General features: G+C 73.0%; 13 protein-coding genes. 9 read left to right on the top strand and 4 right to left on the bottom strand.

The features are described from left to right. Positions 1-213: 213 nt before the first annotated feature. Both ABD332_RS12790 and ABD332_RS12785 read right to left on the bottom strand, forming a co-directional pair. Positions 214-849 (bottom strand): class I SAM-dependent methyltransferase, encoded by a 636-nt coding sequence (locus ABD332_RS12790; protein ID WP_344502047.1) that lies wholly within the window; start codon positions 847-849, stop codon positions 214-216. 193 nt (positions 850-1,042) lie between these two features. Then, entirely contained in the window at positions 1,043-2,008 is a 966-nt protein-coding gene (locus ABD332_RS12785; RefSeq protein ID WP_344502046.1) for a YihY/virulence factor BrkB family protein, read from the bottom strand. 222 nt (positions 2,009-2,230) lie between these two features. Here ABD332_RS12785 and ABD332_RS12780 point away from each other — a divergent pair, with 222 nt between their 5' ends. Next, positions 2,231-2,662, top strand: coding sequence for a DUF7144 family membrane protein (locus ABD332_RS12780; RefSeq protein ID WP_344502045.1), 432 nt, complete (start codon positions 2,231-2,233; stop codon positions 2,660-2,662). A 138-nt stretch (positions 2,663-2,800) separates the two neighbouring features. Beyond that, a complete protein-coding gene (locus ABD332_RS12775) occupies positions 2,801-4,681 on the top strand; it encodes a glycoside hydrolase family 15 protein (RefSeq protein ID WP_344502044.1) in 1,881 nt (626 codons plus the stop codon). A 57-nt stretch (positions 4,682-4,738) separates the two neighbouring features. Here the strand turns inward: ABD332_RS12775 and ABD332_RS12770 are convergent, their stop codons facing one another. Then, entirely contained in the window at positions 4,739-7,162 is a 2,424-nt protein-coding gene (locus ABD332_RS12770) for a phosphoketolase family protein (protein WP_344502043.1), read from the bottom strand. 212 nt (positions 7,163-7,374) lie between these two features. Here ABD332_RS12770 and ABD332_RS12765 point away from each other — a divergent pair, with 212 nt between their 5' ends. Then, the gene (locus tag ABD332_RS12765; protein WP_344502042.1) at positions 7,375-8,040 is read left to right on the top strand and encodes a hemerythrin domain-containing protein; all 666 of its coding nucleotides are present in this window, start codon (positions 7,375-7,377) and stop codon (positions 8,038-8,040) included. On the opposite strand, the gene ABD332_RS12760 is transcribed toward ABD332_RS12765, so the two are convergent. Then, positions 8,006-10,396: an ATP-binding protein gene (locus tag ABD332_RS12760; protein ID WP_344502041.1), complete on the bottom strand. Its 2,391-nt coding sequence runs from the start codon at positions 10,394-10,396 to the stop codon at positions 8,006-8,008. The genes ABD332_RS12765 and ABD332_RS12760 overlap by 35 nt on opposite strands. Positions 10,397-10,555: 159 nt before the next feature. On the opposite strand from ABD332_RS12760, the gene ABD332_RS12755 reads away from it, so the two are divergent. The 6 genes from ABD332_RS12755 (at position 10,556) to ABD332_RS12730 (ending at position 18,698) form a co-directional block, all read left to right on the top strand. After that, on the top strand, positions 10,556-11,014 hold the full coding sequence (locus ABD332_RS12755) for a hypothetical protein (protein WP_344502040.1): 459 nt from the start codon (positions 10,556-10,558) through the stop codon (positions 11,012-11,014). Positions 11,015-11,275: 261 nt separating this feature from the next. Continuing rightward, complete coding sequence (gene kdpF, locus ABD332_RS12750; protein WP_344502038.1) at positions 11,276-11,365, top strand: K(+)-transporting ATPase subunit F; 90 nt, start codon at positions 11,276-11,278, stop codon at positions 11,363-11,365. Next, positions 11,365-13,026: a potassium-transporting ATPase subunit KdpA gene (kdpA, locus tag ABD332_RS12745; RefSeq protein WP_344502037.1), complete on the top strand. Its 1,662-nt coding sequence runs from the start codon at positions 11,365-11,367 to the stop codon at positions 13,024-13,026. The genes kdpF and kdpA overlap by 1 nt, the downstream gene beginning before the upstream one ends. Then, the gene (kdpB, locus tag ABD332_RS12740; RefSeq protein ID WP_344502036.1) at positions 13,023-15,101 is read left to right on the top strand and encodes a potassium-transporting ATPase subunit KdpB; all 2,079 of its coding nucleotides are present in this window, start codon (positions 13,023-13,025) and stop codon (positions 15,099-15,101) included. The genes kdpA and kdpB overlap by 4 nt, the downstream gene beginning before the upstream one ends. Then, entirely contained in the window at positions 15,101-15,970 is an 870-nt protein-coding gene (locus ABD332_RS12735) for a potassium-transporting ATPase subunit C (protein ID WP_344502035.1), read from the top strand. Before kdpB ends, ABD332_RS12735 begins: the two co-directional genes overlap by 1 nt. A gap of 76 nt (positions 15,971-16,046) precedes the next feature. Then, positions 16,047-18,698, top strand: coding sequence for a sensor histidine kinase (locus tag ABD332_RS12730; protein ID WP_344502034.1), 2,652 nt, complete (start codon positions 16,047-16,049; stop codon positions 18,696-18,698). The last annotated feature ends 78 nt before the right edge of the window (positions 18,699-18,776 follow it).

The following is an 18,776-nucleotide window of genomic DNA, read 5'->3' as shown; positions in this document are numbered from 1 at the left end:
TTGTGGACCGGTCTCGCCTCGCGCGGGGCCGTGCCCTGCTGAAGGCCAGGCCGAGCAACATCGCGTGTTTACCTCCCGTTCATCGTTGCATCACTGCAACCACAGGCGCGACCGTCCGTGTTGATCAGCACACAGCCCGGCCGTCGCCGGACGGGCCGGCCTCGGGGGTGGACGGCGCCAGGCGACCTGCTGCGACGCGGCTGCCAGGAGTGCTCAGGCGGCCGGCTTGCGGGCGTGGACGCGTTCGATGGTGCCGGCCTTGTGCCGTTCCGCCTCCTCGACGTCGAAGCCGGCGGCGCGCACCAGGGGCAGCTGGCGGCGGGTGAAGTACTCCCCCGCCGCGCGGCCGGTGAGCTGCTCGAGCAGCCACTGGGCGGCGCGGACCGGCGGCCAGCTGCTGCCGATGTGGTCGAGCAGCAGCAGGGTGCCGCCGGGGACGAGGACGCGGTGCATCTCGGCGATCGCGGCGGCCGGGTGCGGGATGGTGCACAGCGACAGCGCGCACACCACGGTGTCGAAGGTGCCGTCCGCGAAGGGCAACCGCTCGGCGTCGCCCTGCCGCAGGTCGGCGGGGCGGCCGAGGTCGGCGGCGCGCCGCTGGGCGATGGCCAGCATCGCGGGGCTCAGCTCGATGCCGGTGAGGACGACGCCGGGCCGGTAGTGGGGCAGGCTGCGGCCGGTGCCGACGGCGACCTCGAGGACCCGGCCGTGCGCGCGTCCGCCGAGCCACTCCCGTCCGCCGGTGAACCAGACCCGTTCGAAGAAGCCGATCTGCTTGTCGTAGCCGGGTGCGTTGCGGTCCCACACCCGCTGCTGGCGGGCCGTGGGCGTCTCGGCGTCCCTGGTCACGGTGGTCCCTTCGGCGCGGGGAGGAGCGGTCGCCGCCGGCGGCGGCACCGCCCATGATGGTCGGCCCGTCGACGCCGGCGTTCAAGCGCGCGGCCGATCGCGCCGGCGCCCGTCCTCGCGGCGGCGGGCCGCGGCGCCCGTCCTCGCGGCGGCGGGCCGCGGCGCCCGTCCTCGCGGCGGCGGGCCGCGGCGACTATCCCTGCGGCGGCGGGCCGAAGTCGACCTGGATCGTCTCGAAGGCCTTGAAGCGCTGCGCGGTCGCGATCGACGTGTAGATGCGCCGGTCGGCCTCGGTCAGCTCGACGTCGTCGGTGAACTGGGTGAGCAGGGCTCGGGGCCACAGGCGGTAGGTCAGGATCATGTTGATCTCGGCGCAGAGCATCAGCACGAGCGCCTGCAGGTAGATCCAGGCGAGCGCGGCCAGGACGAGCCCGAACGTGCCGTACAGCTCGCTCGCGCGGCTGAGCCGGGCGGCGACGTACTGGGCGCCGACGGTCTGCAGCGCCATCCAGGAGGTCGCGGCGATCAACCCGCCGGTGATGACCTGGCGCACCCGCAGCTTCCGGGCGGTCAGCAGCTGCATCGCCGCGGTGAACAGGACGGCGTTGATCACGAACGTCAGCAGGTAGCCGAGGATCTGCAGTCTGGGCCCGGACCGGCCGGTGAGCTCGTTGGCGAAGGCCACGAACGCCGCGGCCGCAGCCGACAGCAGCACCGCGCCGCCGAGGATCAGCAGCAGCCCGAGGCTGCGCAGCCTGGACCGCATCGCATTGGGCTGTTCGTTGCGCGGGACGCCGTAGATGTGGTTGATGCCGGCCTGCGCGGCCTGCATCGCGCCCAGCCCGCCGTACAGCGCGCCGAGGATGCTGAGCACCAGGCGGGTGCCGCTGCCGACCAGCCCGCTGACGTTGCGCTGCAGCTCCGGCCCGATGGCCGGCAGGTCCCCCACCGCCGTCTGCACCAGTTCCTGGTGCAGCTCGGGGTTGGCCTCCAGGAAGTAGCCCAGCGCGGTGAGGAACAGCAGCGTCAGCGGAAACAGCGAGACGAAGCCGTAGTAGGTCACCATCGCGGCGAAGTACGGGCCACGGTCGTCGATGAACTTGTAGACCACCGCCAGCGGGAATCCCAGCCAGACATGCCGACGCTGGAAACGATCCAACCACCCGACCACCGCGACCAGTTACCCCGCCGCCCCCGCGTCACGCCGCCCGTCCGACCCCGTGCGGGGTCCGGGACGGGAGCGGTCGCGGCAGGATTGCCCGCGGTCCGCGGGGGTAGGGCCGATGCCGTCTGTCCCGCATCCGGCGTTGTGGACGCTGACCAGGTGACGCACCCGCGTGACCTGTTGCCCGGCGCCCGCTGAGTGGAGGGAGTGCCGAGCATGGCTGAACAGAGTGCGCAGCAGGAGACGGTGGCCGTCCGGGAGGAGCCCCCGGGCGGATGGGCCGGCGGCTTCACCGTCTTCGCCGGGATCATGATGATCATCGGTGGCCTGTTCCACCTGGCCACCGGCCTGGCGGCGATCGTCGAGAACAAGTTCTTCGTCGTCACGGCGGACTATCTGTACACGTTCGACGTGACCGGGTGGGGATGGATCCACCTCGTCGTGGGCCTCGTGGTGCTCCTGGCGGGCTGCGCGGTGTTCACCGGACGGCTGTGGGCCCGGGTCGTGGGCATCGTCCTGGCCGGGCTGAGCGCCATCGCCAATTTCATGTTCCTGCCCTACTACCCGCTGTGGTCGCTGCTGATCATCGCGCTGGACGTGTTCATCATCTGGGCGCTGGCGGTGCAGGGCCGCAGCGTCCCGGAGTGACGGCCGGCGCGGCGATCGTCACTCCTTTCGGGCGAGGCAGCTCGACAACGGGGTGACAACGGTTGCAGTTGGGCACCCGCACGCACGACAGCAGGCGTGCGGGGGTGCCCCGCAGCAACACGAGTCGGGAGGCCCCCCGTGAACGCATATCCGGCCATCGAGGATCACGGGCTGATCGGCGACCTGCAGACCGCGGCCCTCGTGACGAACGACGGCGTCATCGACTGGTTCTGCGCACCGCGCTTCGATTCGCCGAGCATCTTCGCCGCGCTGCTCGACCGCAGCAAGGGCGGCTACTTCCAGGTCGTCCCGGACGGCATCTCGTACGTCAGCAAGCAGCTCTACCTGCCCGGCACGCCGATCCTCATCACGCGCTTCCTCAGCGCGGACGGCGTCGGCGAGCTGGTCGACTTCATGCCGATCGCGGGCGACCACGCCACCGACGTGCACCGCCTCGTCCGTATGGTGCGGGTCGTCCGTGGCCAGATGCGGTTCCGGATCGAGTGCCACCCACGGTTCAACTACGGGCGCGACGCGCACGAGGTCGAGATCACCCCTGACGGCATCGCGTTCCGCAGCCCCGGCTTCACCGTGAACGTCAACCCCGCCCGCCGCGGCGAACAGCTCTTCCGGCCCGAGGACATCCAGCGCAGCGACGACGGCCTCCGCCTGATCGGCACCCTGTCCGCCGGCAACGTCGGCGGCCTGGTCCTGGAGACCCAGCCCGCGGGACCACCCCGGGCGGTGTCCGCCGACGAGATCGTCGAGATGTTCCAGCAGACCCGCGACTTCTGGCGCGGCTGGATCGGCCGGTCCCGGTACAAGGGGCGGTGGCGGGAGATGGTGGAGCGCGCCGCGATGACGCTCAAGCTCATGACCTACGCGCCGACCGGAGCGCTGGTCGCGGCGCCGACCGCCGGGCTGCCCGAGCAGATCGGCGGCGAGCGGAACTGGGACTACCGCTACACCTGGGTCCGCGACGCCTCGTTCTCCGTCTACGCGTTGCTGGGGCTGGGCTTCACCGCCGAGGCGCAGGCGTTTCTGAACTGGCTCAACGACCGCGTGCAGCACGCGAGCGAGCACTCGTCGCCCCTGCAGATCATGTACCGGATCGACGGCTCCCCGGACCTCGACGAGGAGATCCTCGATCACCTGGAGGGGTACCAGCAGTCGTCCCCGGTGCGGATCGGCAACGCCGCCGCGAGCCAGTTCCAGCTCGACATCTACGGCGAGGCCCTGGACTCGCTCCACCTCGCCGACGCGCACGGACTGCAGCTGTCCCACGGTGCGTGGCAGCACGTCTCGCACGTGATCGAGTGGCTCTGCGAACACTGGGACCAGCCCGACGACGGGATCTGGGAGACCCGTGGCGGCCGGCAGGACTTCACCTACGGGCGGGTGATGTCGTGGGTCGCCTTCGACCGGGCGATCCAGCTCGCCCAGCACCGGGCCCGGCCCGCCGACCTCGGTCGCTGGACCAACATGCGCGACATGGTCTACCGGCAGGTCATCCAGCGCGCCTTCCACCCCAAGCGGGAGGCGTTCGTCCAGCACTACGACACCGAGGTGCTGGACGCGTCGCTGCTGTACATGCCGCTGGTCGGCTTCCTCGCGCCGACGGACCCGATGTGGCACACCACGCTGCGCGCGATGGAGGAGGAGCTGGTCGCCGACAGCCTGCTCTACCGCTACGACCCGATGGCGTCCCCGGACGGGCTGCGCGGCTCCGAGGGCACGTTCACGATGTGCAGCTTCTGGTACGTCGACGCCCTCGCCCGCGCGGGCCGGCTGGACGACGCCCGGCTGACCTTCGAGAAGATGCTGACCTACAGCAACCATCTCGGGCTGTACGCCGAGGAGATCGCACCGACCGGCGAGCAGATCGGGAACTTCCCGCAGGCCTTCAGCCACCTCGCCCTCATCAGCGCCGCGATGAACCTCGACTACCAGCTCGACCACGGCGCGGGCGGGGTCGTCGAACCGGTGCTGCGCCACGGCATGGCGACCTCCTCGGCCTGACGGGCCGACGGCACCGCCCCCCGGCCGTGACGTCCGCACCGAACCGCGCTCCGGGGTTCAGTCGCTCCACACCCAGTCGCGGATCTCGGGCTGGTCCTCGAAGTGCTCGCGGGCGTACGCGTTGGCCTCGGCGATGCGCGCGTCGCACTCGGCCAGCAGCCCGGGAGCGCGGTCGCGCAGCCGCGGCACGCGCCGGATCGCCTCGGCCGCCAGGTGGAACCGGCTCATCTCGTTCAGCACGACCATCTGGAACGGCGTGGTGGTCGTCCCCTGCTCGTTGAAGCCGCGCACGTGGATGCGGTCGACGTCCGGGTGCCCGTGCACGATCTCATGGATCGCCCGCTGGTAGCCGTGGAACGCGAACACGACCGGCTTGTCCGCGGTGAACAGGTCGACGAACTGGGCCTCGGTCATGCCGTGCGGGTGGTGCCGGGCCGGGAAGAGCCGCATCAGGTCGACCACGTTCACGACGCGGACGCGCAGGTCCGGGACGAGCCGGCGCAGATACCACGCGGCCGCGAGCGTCTCCAGCGTCGGGATGTCACCGGCCGATCCGAGCACCACGTCCGGCTCCCCGCCGTCGTCGGTGCCGGCCTCGTGCCAGATCGACGCGCCGTTCGCGCAGTGCTCGATCGCCGCCGCCATGTCCAGGAACTGCAGCTGCGGCTGTTTGTCGATCACGATCAGGTTCACGTAGTCGCGGCTGCGCAGGCAGTGGTCGGCGACCGAGAGCAGGCAGTTGGCGTCCGGGGGCAGGTAGATGCGGGTCACGCTGCCCCGCTTGGACAGCATCACGTCGATCAGGCCGGGACCCTGGTGGCTGAAGCCGTTGTGGTCGTTGCGCCAGCACGTCGAGGTGAGCAGGATGTTCAGCGAGGCGACCGGCGCCCGCCACGGGAGGTGCCGCGCCTCCTGCAGCCACTTGGTGTGCTGCACCGTCATCGACGCCGAGACCATCGCGAACGCCTCGTAGGTGGCGAAGAGCCCGTGCCGGCCGGTCAGCGTGTAGCCCTCCAGCCAGCCCTCGCACAGGTGCTCGCTCAGCACCTCCATGACGCGGCCGTCCGCCGACAGGTGGTCGTCGACGTCCAGGCCGGGTCCGACGAAGCACCGGTTCTCCACCTCGAAGACGTCGCCGAGGCGGTTGGAGTTCGTCTCGTCCGGGCAGAACAGCCGGAAGTTCGCCGCCCCGGCGTTGCGGACGAACACGTCGCGCAGCAGCTTGCCCAGCTGCCGGGTCGACTCCCGCCGCACCACGGCCGGCCGGTCGACGGCGATCGCGTAGTCGCGGAAGTCCGGGAGGTCCAGGTCGACCAGCACCGTGCCGCCGTTCGCCCGCGGGTTGGCGCTCATGCGGCGGTCGCCCCGTGGCGCGAGGGCGGCGAGGTCGGGCACGAGTGTGCCGTCACGGTCGAACAGCGCATCCGGCCGGTAGGAGCGCATCCAGGACTCCAGCTGGGCCAGGTGCGCCGGGTTCGTGCGGACGTCCGCCATCGGCACCTGGTGCGACCGGAAGGTGCCCTCCGCGGGCTGCCCGTCCACCTCCTTCGGGCCCGTCCAGCCCTTGGGGGTGCGCAGCACGATGGCCGGCCAGCGGGGCCGCCCGGTCACACCGCCGGCCCGAGCGTCGCGCTGGATGCCGCGGATGCGCTCGTAGCACCAGTCGAGCGTCGCCGCGAACGCCTGGTGCACGTGCCGCGGGTCGTCGCCCTCGACGAACCGGGCGTCGTAGCCGTTGCCCTGCAGGAACGCCGCGATGTCGGCGTCGCTGTCACGGGCGATCACGGCGGGTCCGCTGATCTTGTACCCGTTGAGGTGCAGGATCGGCAGCACCGCGCCGTCGCGGGCCGGGTTGAGGAAGGCGGTGCTGCGCCAGGCCCCGGCCAGCGGCCCGCACTCCGCCTCGCCGTCGCCGACCACCGCGGCGACGATCAGGTCCGGCGCGTCGAAGGCCGCGCCGAACGCATGGGCCAGCACGTAGCCCAGCTCGCCGCCCTCGTGGATCGAGCCCGGGGTCTGCACGCTGACGTGGCTGGGGACCCCGCCCGGGGTCGAGAAGCGGCGGCACAGCAGCCGCAGGCCCGCCCTGTCCCGCGTCACCTCGGGGTAGACCTCCGAGTAGGTGCCTTCGAGGTACGCGTTGCCGACCAGCGCCGGTCCGCCGTGGCCCGGGCCGGCCAGGTAGATGACGTCGGCGTCGCGCTCCCGGATCAGCCGGCTCAGGTGGACGTAGACCAGGTTCAGGCCGGGTGAGGTGCCCCAGTGGCCGAGCAGCCGGGGCTTGACGTGCTCCGGCCGCAGCGGCTCGCGCAGCAGGGGGTTGTCGCGGAGATAGATCTGCGCGAGGGTCAGGTAGTTGGCGGCCTGCCAGTACCGCTGCATCTGGTCGAGCAGGGTCGGGGGGAGCGGCCCGGCCGCCGCGGCCTCGCGCTCCTCGGTGGTGCGGACCGCGCTGGAGTGCTGCACGTCGAACTTGAGCATTGCGGGCCTACCTCCGGGAACGGCTGATCACGCTATCCGAATTGTCGGCCTTGTCCCGCAAGGATGGTGATCGCGACGGCGGGCATAGCCCGGCCGTTCACCCCCGGGATCGCGGGTCTGTGGGGCGAGTGTGTGGGCGCTGTGGGTGGGGTGGGGACGGCACCGCCCGGGAGGCTGGACGCACCAGATCCGTCCAGCCACGAGGAGTCACCGTGACCGCCCTGACCCGCACCGACCGGCGTCCCGACGTCCACGAGATGGTGGTCGTCCACCGCGCCTTCCGGCGGGAGTTCGGCGCCGCCGCCGGCCTTGTCCGCCGTACCCCCGCGGGCGACACCCGCCGCGCGAGGATCGTCGCGGAGCACCTGCGCCTGTGCGCCGCCGGCCTCGAGATGCACCACACCGGCGAGGACATCGTGCTCTGGCCGCTGCTGCTCGAGCGGTCCGCGCCGTCGACCGGGCTCGTCGAGACGATGCAGGCCCAGCACCACGGCATCGACGAGCTCGTCGAGGCCATCACCCCCGCGCTCGCCGCCTGGGAGGCCGCCCCGACCGGGGCCGCCGGCGAGCGCCTCGCGGCCCTCTGCGAGCGGTTCACGGCGGCCCTGCTCGAGCACCTCGACCTCGAGGAGCGCGAGGTGCTGCCGCTGGCCTCGCGCCACGTCACCGCCGCCGAGTGGAACCAGATGGGGCAGCACGGCAAGGACACGATGACCCCCAGCCAGCTGCCGGTCATGTTCGGCCTGGTGCTGCAGGACGCCGACGGCGAGGAGCGCGCCCGCATGCTCGGCAACCTCCCGCTGCCGGTCCGGTTGCTGCTGAAGACCGCCGGCGCCTGGCAGTTCAGGCGCTACGTCCGCCGCCTGCGCGCGTCGTGACCACCGCGGCACGGGCCTGGATCTCGGGACCGCTCGCGGCCCGCCCGGCGTCCCACTCGCGGGCGAACGCCTCGTCCCCGAGGGCGGCCCGGGTGGCGTCGAGCCCGCGGTCGGACAGCGCCCGCGAGACCGGGAAGGTGGGGTCGACGGCGTCGGCCGCCGAGATCGAGGCGCCCGCCCCGAAGAGCCAGGCCGCGGACACCGGGTCGCCGACCCGCTGCGCGAGGCTCGCCAGGGCGGGCAGCGCGTAGCCGAGGGTCCAGCTCATCCGGGCGGCGAGCGACAGGGCCACCGCCTCGCCGAGCAGCGTGGCGGTCGCCGGCTCGTCGCCGAGCAGCTCGGTGAGCGTCGCGTGCACGTTGAGCGCGGTGGCGAGGGTGAAGGCGTTGCCGGCCGCGCGGGCCGCGCGCACCGTCTCCGGCAGGGTCAGCCCGGCCGTCGCGAGGTCGCCCGCGACGAGGGCGAGCTGGCACCGCGCGAGCCGGGCGTGCACGGCCACCCAGCGACGTCCGGCGGCCTCCGCCTGCGCCAGCGCGCGGCCCAGCAGCGCGTCGGCGTCGTCGAGGGCGCCCGCGAAGACCGCCGCCTGGCCGGCCAGGGTCAGGACCTCGCACGTCACGGCCGGCTCGGCCACCCGACCGGCCAGCGCCACCGCGTCGCCGGCGTCGCGCAGCATCGAGGCGGTGTCGCCGGCCAGCAACTGCAGCCCGAGCCGGCCGGCCAGGGCGCGGCAGCGGGCGACGTCGGAGGCCCCGGGGCCGATCCGCTCCAGCCACGCGAGCCCTTCGCGGGCGTGGCCGCGCAGCGCGAGGTAGAGCCAGACGCTGCCGGCGAGCTCGGCGGCGTCGACGTCCCGGTCGAGCTCGAGCAGGCGAAGGAAGGCCGAGCGCAGGTTGGCGTGGTCGGCGTCGAGCCGGTCGAGCTCGGCCGCGAGGTCCGGCCCTTCCAGCAGTACCGCCGAGGCCGTAGCCCGCGCGTGGAAGTGCGCGGCGTGCCGGTCGGCGGTCGCGGTGGCCAGCCCAGACGCGTGCAGCCGCCGCATCGCGAACTGCCGCACCGGCTCCAGCAGCCGGAAGCGTGGCTGCGGGTCGGGCGACGGCACCCGGAGCACCAGCGACTGGTCGACGAGCGCGCCGAGGGCGGGCAGCACGTCGGCGCCTTCGCCGGCGACGGCCTCGATCGCGTCGAGGGAGCACCCGCCGCTGAGGACCGCGAGGCGCTCGAAGAGGGCGACCTCCTCGGGCTCGAGGAGATCCATGCTCCACTCCAGCACCGCGGCCATCGTGCGGTGCCGCTCGGGCAGGTCGCGCGGGCCCGCGCCGGGGCCCTGCCGCTCCAGCCGGGTGAGGAGGGCCGGCGGGGTGAGCAGCCGCAGGCCGGGCGCCGCGAGCTCGACCGCGAGGGGGAGCCCGTCGAGCCGCCGGACGATCGCGGCCAGGGCGGGAGCGTCGGCGGCGGTGACGGCCGTGGGGGACCCGGCGGCCGCGGCCCGGTCGAGGAGCAGCGCGACGGCGGGCGAGGAGGCCACCGCGTCCACGTCGTCGCCGGCGGGCGTGGTGAGCGGCCCCAGCACGAGCTCGTGCTCGGCGCGCACCCGCAGCGGCGCGCGGCTGGTCGCCACCACGACGAGCTCAGGGCAGCGCGCCACGAGGCCGGCGAGCGCCGGCGCCGCCTGGGTCAGCTGCTCCAGGTTGTCGAGCACCAGCAGCATCCGCAGGCCGGCCAGGTGGGGCACGAGCGCGTCGAGCGGGTCGATGCCGACCTCGTCGGGCAGCCCGAGCGCGGCGGCGATCCCGGGCACGACGAGCTTCGGCTCCCGGACCGCGGACAGGTCGACGGCCCGGGCGCCGCCGGGGAAGCCCGGCGCCGCGAGGCGCAGCGCCTCCATCGCGAGCCTGGTCTTGCCCACCCCGCCGGGGCCGGTGACCGTCACCAGCCGGCGCGTGCCCGAGCGGACGAGGGCCAGCAGGTCGGCGAGCTCGCCGTCGCGGCCGATGAGCGGCGTGCCAGGACCCACCGGAACGTGGGCCGGCGACGGGACAGCGGCCGCGGCCGGCGACACACCCGCGGCCGGGAACACGCCCGCTGCCGAGGACGGGGCCGGGGGCGGGGACGCCTCCCGGCTGGGGACCGCGGCGACGAGGGCCGCCCGGTCGCCGTCGTCGAGGGCGAGCCCGTCGGCGAGCGAGCGCACCGTGTGCGGGTAGGGCCGGCGCCGTTCGCCGCGCTCGAGGGCGCCGATCGCCTTCGCCGTGAGGCCCGACCGCTCGGCGAGCTCCTCCTGGGTCAGCGACCGCGCCTCGCGCAGCCGGCGCAGCACGGCGGCGAACTCGCCGGATGCCGCCGCCCCCTCCACAGCTCAGATGCTAGTCGCGCGGGTGCCGTGGGCGGCCGCGACACGGGAGGGCGACCGGCTGTGGTGCCGGTGTGGGCCCGCTGTGGGTGGGGTGGCGCCCGGCGCGGCCCGAGGCTGGGAGCCGACGGCATCCCCGCCCTCACGACGAGAGGACAGACCATGACCACGACACCGGCCACCGCCCCTACCACCAACACCGACACCGGCACCGGCACCGGCACCGCGAGCGGGAGGCGGACGGCACCGTACGGCCGCCACATGTCGAACGTGCTCGTCGCGGCCTTCACGCTGTCGGCGGGGCACACCGTCTACGCGAGCGTCGAAGGCATCGAAGACCCCACGTTCACCGTGACCACCCCGCTCGCGTGGGCGTTCTACGTCGTCGGGTTCGGGGCGGCGGTGCTGGCCCGGCGGACCGGGCGCGCGGCGCAGGCGGCGGTGCTCGCCTACCTCACGGCGCTGCTGGCGATCTCCGTCTTCTACTACCCGACGACGTTCGGGCCGCGGCAGCAGACGACGTTCGGGTGGTTCGAGAACGACGTCTACGTCGGGCTGCTCGTCACGGCGACGTACCTCGGCGTACAGCGGCTGCGGCGCACGACGCTCACCCCGCGGTGACGCCGCCCGGGACGGCCGCGGAGCCGGGGCCGAGCGCGGGCGGGCGTTAAGAAACCGTCAAGGACGCGGTCGCGGCGTATGGATCGCATCAACGCATCTGGGCAGGGCATGCCGCCGGGGCTTCACTTCGGATGCGGCCGGACGTCGGCCGCACGAAGTGGAATCAAGGAGGAGATCCCTCGTGGCTGACCTGTGGTTCGTGCTGCTGACGATCGCGTTGTTCGCGGTCCTCGGCCTGGTGGTGCGGGCGGTGGAGCGGCTGTGAACGCCGAGAACCTCGTCGGTCTCGTCCTCGCGGTCGCCCTGACCGCGTTCCTGGTGACGGCCCTGCTCTTCCCGGAGCGGTTCTGATGGGCACCGCGGGAGCGGGCGTCGTCTTCATCGCCTCGCTGATCATCGCCCTGGTGCTGGTGTACAAGCCGTTCGGCGACCACATGTACCGATCGGTGACCTCGGCCCGGCACACCCGCGCCGAACGGCTCGTCTACCGGGCCGTCGGCGTGAACCCCGACGGCGAGCAGTCCTGGGGCGTGTACGCCCGCAGCGTCCTGGCGTTCTCCGCCGTCTCGATCCTGGCCCTGTACCTGTTCCAGCGGGTCCAGAACCACCTGTGGCTGTCGCTGGGCTTCGACCCGGTCAAGCCCGACCAGGCGTGGAACACCGCGGTCAGCTTCGTCACCAACACCAACTGGCAGTCGTACTCGGGCGAGTCGACGATGGGTCACCTGGTGCAGATGGCCGGCCTCGCCGTGCAGAACTTCACCTCCGCCGCCGTCGGCGTCGCCGTCGCGGTCGCCCTCGTCCGCGGGTTCGCCCGGTCCAGGACCGAGCAGCTCGGCAACTTCTGGGTCGACCTGGTCCGCATCTGCGTGCGGATCCTGCTGCCGGTCGCCGCGGTCGCCGCGGTCGTGCTCATCGCCGGCGGCGTGGTGCAGAACCTCAGCGGCGGCACCGACGTCACGACGCTGACCGGCGGCAGCCAGACCATCACCGGCGGGCCGGTCGCCAGCCAGGAGGTCATCAAGGAGCTCGGCACCAACGGCGGCGGGTTCTACAACGCCAACAGCGCCCACCCGTTCGAGAACCCGACCGGCTGGACGAACTGGATCGAGCTGTTCCTGATCCTGCTCATCCCGTTCAGCCTCCCCCGCACCTTCGGCCGCATGGTCGGCGACAGGCGGCAGGGCCTCGCGATCGCGGGCATCATGGCGATCCTCGCGATCGGCAGCGTCATCGCGATCAACGCCCTGCAGCTCGCGCACGGCGGGACGGTCCCCACCGCGGTCGGCGCGGCGACGGAAGGCACCGAGACCCGCTTCGGGGTGTCGCAGTCGGCGACCTTCGCCGCCGTCACCACGCTCACGTCGACGGGTGCGGTCAACTCGTTCCACGACTCGTACACGTCGCTCGGCGGCATGGTGACGATGCTCAACATGATGCTCGGCGAGGTGGCGCCGGGCGGGGTCGGTTCCGGCCTGTACGGCATGCTCATCCTCGCCGTCATCACCGTGTTCGTCGCCGGGCTGATGGTCGGCCGGACGCCGGAGTACCTGGGCAAGAAGATCGGCGCCCGCGAGATCAAGTTCGCGTCGCTCTACCTGCTGACCACGCCGGCGCTGGTCCTCGTCGGCACGGCCGTCGCGATGGGCTCGGCGACCGCGCGGGCGTCGATGGCCAACCCCGGCGCCCACGGCCTGTCCGAGGTGCTCTACGCGTTCACGTCCGCGTCGAACAACAACGGCTCCGCGTTCGCCGGCATCTCCGTCAACACCACGTTCTACAACACCGCCCTCGGGCTGTGCATGCTCCTCGGCCGGTTCCTGCCGATCATCCTCGTCCTCGGCCTCGCCGGCTCCCTCGCCCGGCAGACCCCCGTGCCGCAGTCGGCCGGGACGCTCAGGACGTACCAACCCCTCTTCATCGGCATGGTCGTCGCGGTCACGGTCATCGTCGTGCTCCTCACCTACCTGCCGGCCCTCGCGCTCGGCCCGCTCGCGGAAGGCATCCGATGACCACCCAGACCGTCGCCGGCGGGCTGCTCGACCCCCGGCAGCTGTGGAAGTCCACCCCGGACGCCCTGCGCAAGCTCAACCCGGCCACGCTGTGGCGCAACCCGGTCATGTTCATCGTCGAGATCGGCTCGGTCTTCACCACCGTCCTCGCCGTCCTGCACCCGAGCGTCTTCGCCTGGCTCATCACCGCCTGGCTGTGGCTGACGGTGGTGTTCGCGAACCTCGCCGAGGCCGTCGCCGAGGGCCGCGGCAAGGCACAGGCCGAGACGCTGCGCCGGGCGAAGCAGGACACCGTGGCGCACCTGCGCGACGGCACGACGAGAAGCGCGAGCGAACTGCGGCAGGGCGACGTCGTGGTCGTCGAGGCGGGCCAGATCATCCCGGGCGACGGCGACGTCATCGAGGGCATCGCCTCCGTCGACGAGTCCGCGATCACCGGCGAGTCCGCGCCCGTCATCCGCGAGTCCGGCGGCGACCGCAGCGCCGTCACCGGCGGCACCAGGGTGCTCTCCGACCGGATCGTCGTGCGGATCACCCAGAAGCCGGGCGAGAGCTTCATCGACCGGATGATCGCCCTCGTCGAGGGCGCCAACCGGCAGAAGACCCCGAACGAGATCGCCCTCAACATCCTCCTCGCCTCGCTGACCATCATCTTCCTGCTCGCCGTCGCGACCCTGCAGCCCCTCGCCATCTACTCCAAGGGCGTGCAGGCGTTCGCGCCCGACAGCCTCGCCCTGAACGGCGACGGCGTCACCGGCATCGTCCTCGTGTCGCTGCTCGTCTGCCTCATCCCGACCACGATCGGGGCGCTGCTGTCCGCGATCGGCATCGCCGGCATGGACCGGCTCGTGCAACGCAACGTCCTGGCCATGTCCGGCCGCGCCGTCGAGGCCGCCGGCGACGTCAACACGCTGCTGCTGGACAAGACCGGCACCATCACCCTCGGCAACCGGCAGGCCGCCGCGTTCCTCCCCGCCGCCGGCGTCACCGACCAGGAGCTGGCCGACGCCGCGCAGCTGTCCAGCCTCGCCGACGAGACGCCCGAGGGCCGCAGCGTCGTGGTGCATGCCAAGACCGCGCACGGGCTCCGGGAACGCACCGCCGGGGAGCTCGGCGGCGCCGTCTGGGTGCCGTTCACCGCGCAGACCCGGATGTCCGGGGTCGACGTCGACGGCGACCGGCAGATCCGCAAGGGCGCCGCCGCGGCCGTCATGCGGTGGGTCCGGGACAACGGCGGGCACCCGACCAGCGACGTCGGCGCGATCGTCGACGCGGTCTCCGCGTCCGGCGGCACGCCGCTCGTCGTCGCCGAACGCACCGGCGACGGGCCCGCCCGCGCCCTTGGCGTCATCCACCTCAAGGACGTCGTCAAGCAGGGCATGCGGGAGCGGTTCGACGCGATGCGCCGCATGGGCATCCGCACCGTCATGATCACCGGCGACAACCCGCTGACGGCCAAGGCGATCGCCGAGGAGGCCGGCGTCGACGACTACCTCGCCGAGGCCACCCCCGAGGACAAGATGGCGCTCATCAAACGCGAGCAGGAAGGCGGCAAGCTCGTCGCGATGACCGGCGACGGCACCAACGACGCCCCGGCGCTCGCCCAGGCCGACGTCGGCGTCGCCATGAACACCGGCACCAGCGCCGCCAAGGAAGCCGGCAACATGGTCGACCTCGACTCCGACCCGACGAAGCTCATCGAGATCGTCGAGATCGGCAAGCAGCTGCTCATCACCCGCGGCGCCCTCACCACGTTCTCGATCGCCAACGACATCGCCAAGTACTTCGCGATCATCCCGGCCATGTTCGCCGCGATCTACCCCGGCCTCGACCGGCTCAACATCATGCGCCTCGACTCGCCGACGTCGGCGATCGTGTCCGCGGTCATCTTCAACGCCGTCGTCATCGTCGCCCTCATCCCGCTCGCGCTGCGCGGGGTGCGGTACCGGCCGGGATCCGCCGCGTCGATGCTGCGCCGCAACCTGCTCGTGTACGGCGCCGGCGGCGTCATCGTCCCGTTCATCGGCATCAAGCTCATCGACCTGCTCATCGCCTGGATTCCGGGGATCTCCTGATGCGCCTCCCAGCCTGGCTCAGCCAGCACCTCGCCGCCCTGCGCGCGCTGCTCGTCCTCACCGTCCTGCTCGGCGTCGTCTACCCGCTGCTCATGGTCGGCGTCGGCCGGATCCCGGGACTGTCCGGCCGGGCCGACGGCTCGCTCGTCGCCAAGGACGGCAAGACCGTCGGCAGCCGCCTCATCGGCCAGTCGTACACCGACGCGGACGGCCGCCCGCTCAGGCAGTACTTCCAGTCCCGGCCGTCCGCGGCCGGCAACGGCTACGACCCCACGTCGACGTCGGCGAGCAACCTCGGGCCGGAGAACGTCGTCGACACCCTCGGCGAAGGCGGCAAGCCGAGCCTGCTCACCCAGGTGTGCGCCCGCAGCAAGGCCGCCGGCGAGCTCGAAGGCGTCGACGGCGGCCGGCCCTACTGCACTCCCGGCGGGGTCGGCGCGGTCCTCGCCGTGTTCCACCGCGACGGCGCCACCGGCCCGGTGACCCGCGTCGTCAGCCTCAACGAGACGGGCCCCGGCGCGCCGTTCGTCGCCACCTACGACGGGGTCGCGGTCGAGCTCGCCGTGCCCGGCGAGGACTACAGCAAGGGCGTCGTCACCCCGGTCCGCGGCGGCGCACCGGACCGCCCGGCCGTGCCCGCCGACGCGGTCACCGCCAGCGGCAGTGGACTCGACCCGCACATCAGCGTCGCCTACGCCCGCCTCCAGGTGAACCGGGTCGCGGCCGCCCGCGGCATGTCGCCGGCGGACACGCAGCGGCTGGTCGACAGGTACACCACCGGGCGGGTGCTCGGGTTCGTCGGCGAGCCCGGCGTCGACGTCCTACAACTGAACCTGGCGCTCGACGCCGCGCACCCCGTCCGCGGCTGACCCGTGCCGGCCCGCCCCCACCCGGCGGCGGGCCGGCAACCTACAGAAGGCCACCTACAGAAAGTACGGTGCGAGCATGGCGCGCGGACAACTGCGGGTGTACCTCGGCGCCGCACCCGGCGTCGGCAAGACCTACAAGATGCTCGAAGAGGGCCACCGCCGGCAGCAGCGCGGCACCGACGTCGTCGTCGGGTTCGTCGAGACCCACGGCCGGCCCTTCACCGAGGCGATGCTCACCGGCCTGCGGGTGATCCCGCGCAGGGCGGTGGCCTACCGCGGCGCCGAGTTCACCGAGATGGACCTCGACGCGGTCCTGGCCGCCCGCCCGGAGGTCGCCGTCGTCGACGAGCTCGCCCACACCAACGTCCCGGGCGGCGGGCACGCCAAACGCTTCCAGGACATCGAGACGCTCCTCGACGCCGGCATCACCGTCCTGACCACCGTCAACATCCAGCACCTCGAGTCGCTCAACGACGTCGTCCAGCAGATCACCGGCGTGCCGCAGCGCGAGACCGTCCCCGACGCCGTCGTGCGGCGTGCCGAGCAGATCGAGCTCGTCGACATGACCCCCGAGGCGCTGCGCCGCCGCATGGCGCACGGCAACATCTACCGCCCGGAGAAGGTCGACGCGGCCCTGGGCAACTACTTCCGCGTCGGCAACCTCACCGCCCTGCGCGAGCTGGCCCTGCTGTGGCTCGCCGACAAGGTCGACGACCAGCTCGACCGGTACCGGGCCGAGCATCACATCGACGCCACGTGGGAGGCCCGCGAACGGGTCGTCGTCGCCCTCACCGGCGGCCCGGAGGGCGACACCCTCATCCGGCGGGCGGCCCGGGTCGCCGCCCGTACCAAGGCCGCCGACCTCCTCGCCGTCCACGTCATCCGCGGCGACGGGCTCGCCGGGGCGGACCCTGCGAACCTCGCCCGGCAACGCGTCCTGGTGGAGACCCTCGGCGGCACCTACCACCAGGTCGTCGGCAACGACGTGCCCGCCGCGCTGCTCGACTTCGCCCGTGGTGTCAACGCCACCCAGCTCGTCCTCGGCGCCAGCCGGCGCAACCGCTTCGCCCAGGTGCTCTCCCCCGGCGTCGGCGTGACCACCACCGCCGGGTCGGGCTCGATCGACGTCCACCTCGTCACCCACGAGCAGGCGCGGCGCGGCCGGCTCCGCCACGGCGGTCCCGGCGGGCTCACCCTGCGCCGGCGGCTGGCCGGCGTCGCGCTCGCCGTGCTCGGCCTGCCGCTGCTGACGGTGGGCCTCACCGCGGTCCAGGCGGACATCTCGCTGCCCAGCGACATCCTCGCGTTCCTCATCCTGACCGTCGCCGTCGCCCTCGTCGGCGGCCTGTGGCCGGCGCTGCTCGCCGCCGTCGGCAGCTTCCTGCTGCTCAACTACTACTTCACGCCGCCGCTGCACCGGTTCACCGTCGCCGAGCGCGAGAACCTGTTCGCGCTGCTCGCGTTCGTCCTCGTCGCCACCGCCGTCTCCACCGTCGTCGACCTCGCCGCCCGGCGCACCAGGGAGGCGGCGCAGGCCCGTGCCGAGGCGCAGACCCTGTCCACGCTCGCCGGCGGCGTCCTGCACGGCGACCGGCCGCTGCCGGCGCTGCTCGAACGGGTCCGCGAGGCCTTCGGCCTCACCAGCGTCACCCTGCTGCAGCGCCGCACCGGCGAGGACGCCGGGCCCGAGCCACGCGGCGACACCGGCGCGTGGCAGATCGCCGCCACCGTCGGCGGGCAGCCGTGCACGTCGCCGGCCGACGGGCAGTCCGAGGTGCCGATCGACGAGGACCTGTCGCTGGTGCTGCGCGGCCCCATCCTCGCCGCGGCGGACCGGCGCCTGGTCGAGGCGTTCGCCGCGCACGCCGCCATCGCGCTGCGCCAGCAGCGGCTGTCGGAGCAGGCCGCCGCAGCCGGGAACCTCGCCGAGGTCGACCGGCTGCGCACCGCGCTGCTGTCCGCGGTCAGCCACGACCTGCGCACCCCGCTCGCCGCCGCCAAGGCCGCCGTCGGCAGCCTCCGCAGCCCCGACGTCGAGTTCTCCGCCGAGGACCGCGAGGAGCTGCTCGCCACCGCCGAGGAGTCCCTGGACAAGCTCAACCGCCTGGTCGAGAACCTCCTCGACATGAGCCGGCTGCAGGCCGGGGCGCTCGGCATGCACCCGCGGGCGATCAGCGTGGGTGAGGCGATCCCCCGCGGCATCGACGACCTCGGCGACGCCGCCGCCGGCGTCCGGGTCATCGTCCCCGACGAGCTGCCCGAGATCCACGCCGACCCGGCGCTGCTGGAGCGCATCCTCGTCAACGTCCTCGCCAACGCCCTGCGCCACAGCCCCGCCGACCGGCCGCCGCTGATCACCGTCAGCGAGCACGCCGGCCTGGTCGAGGTCCGCGTCGTCGACCACGGGCCCGGCGTACCCGCCGCCGACCGGGACCGGATCTTCCAGCCGTTCCAGCGCCTCGGCGACCGCGACAACACCACCGGCGTCGGCCTCGGCCTCGCCCTGTCCCGCGGCCTCGCCGAGGCCATGGGCGGCAGCCTCGAACCCGAGAACACCCCCGGCGGCGGGCTCACCATCACCCTCACCCTGCGCACCGCCGAGCTCGACGCGCGCCGCCGGTCCGCGACCCCCGACGAACGGGTCGACCCCGCGCTGCTCGACCGGCTCGACGCGTACACCCACGACCACCGCACCGGATCGCCGCCGGACCCCGGATCCGCGCGCTGACCGAAGCTCGTCACCGTCTTCGTCCTTCAGGGATCAACGGCCGCCGAATGGGTATTCGGGGCCTCCCCCCGCCGGATC

It is taken from the genome of Dactylosporangium maewongense, from assembly GCF_039531485.1.
In the GTDB taxonomy this organism is placed as follows: domain Bacteria; phylum Actinomycetota; class Actinomycetes; order Mycobacteriales; family Micromonosporaceae; genus Dactylosporangium; species Dactylosporangium maewongense.
This window is presented reverse-complemented; position numbering and strand designations above follow the sequence as displayed.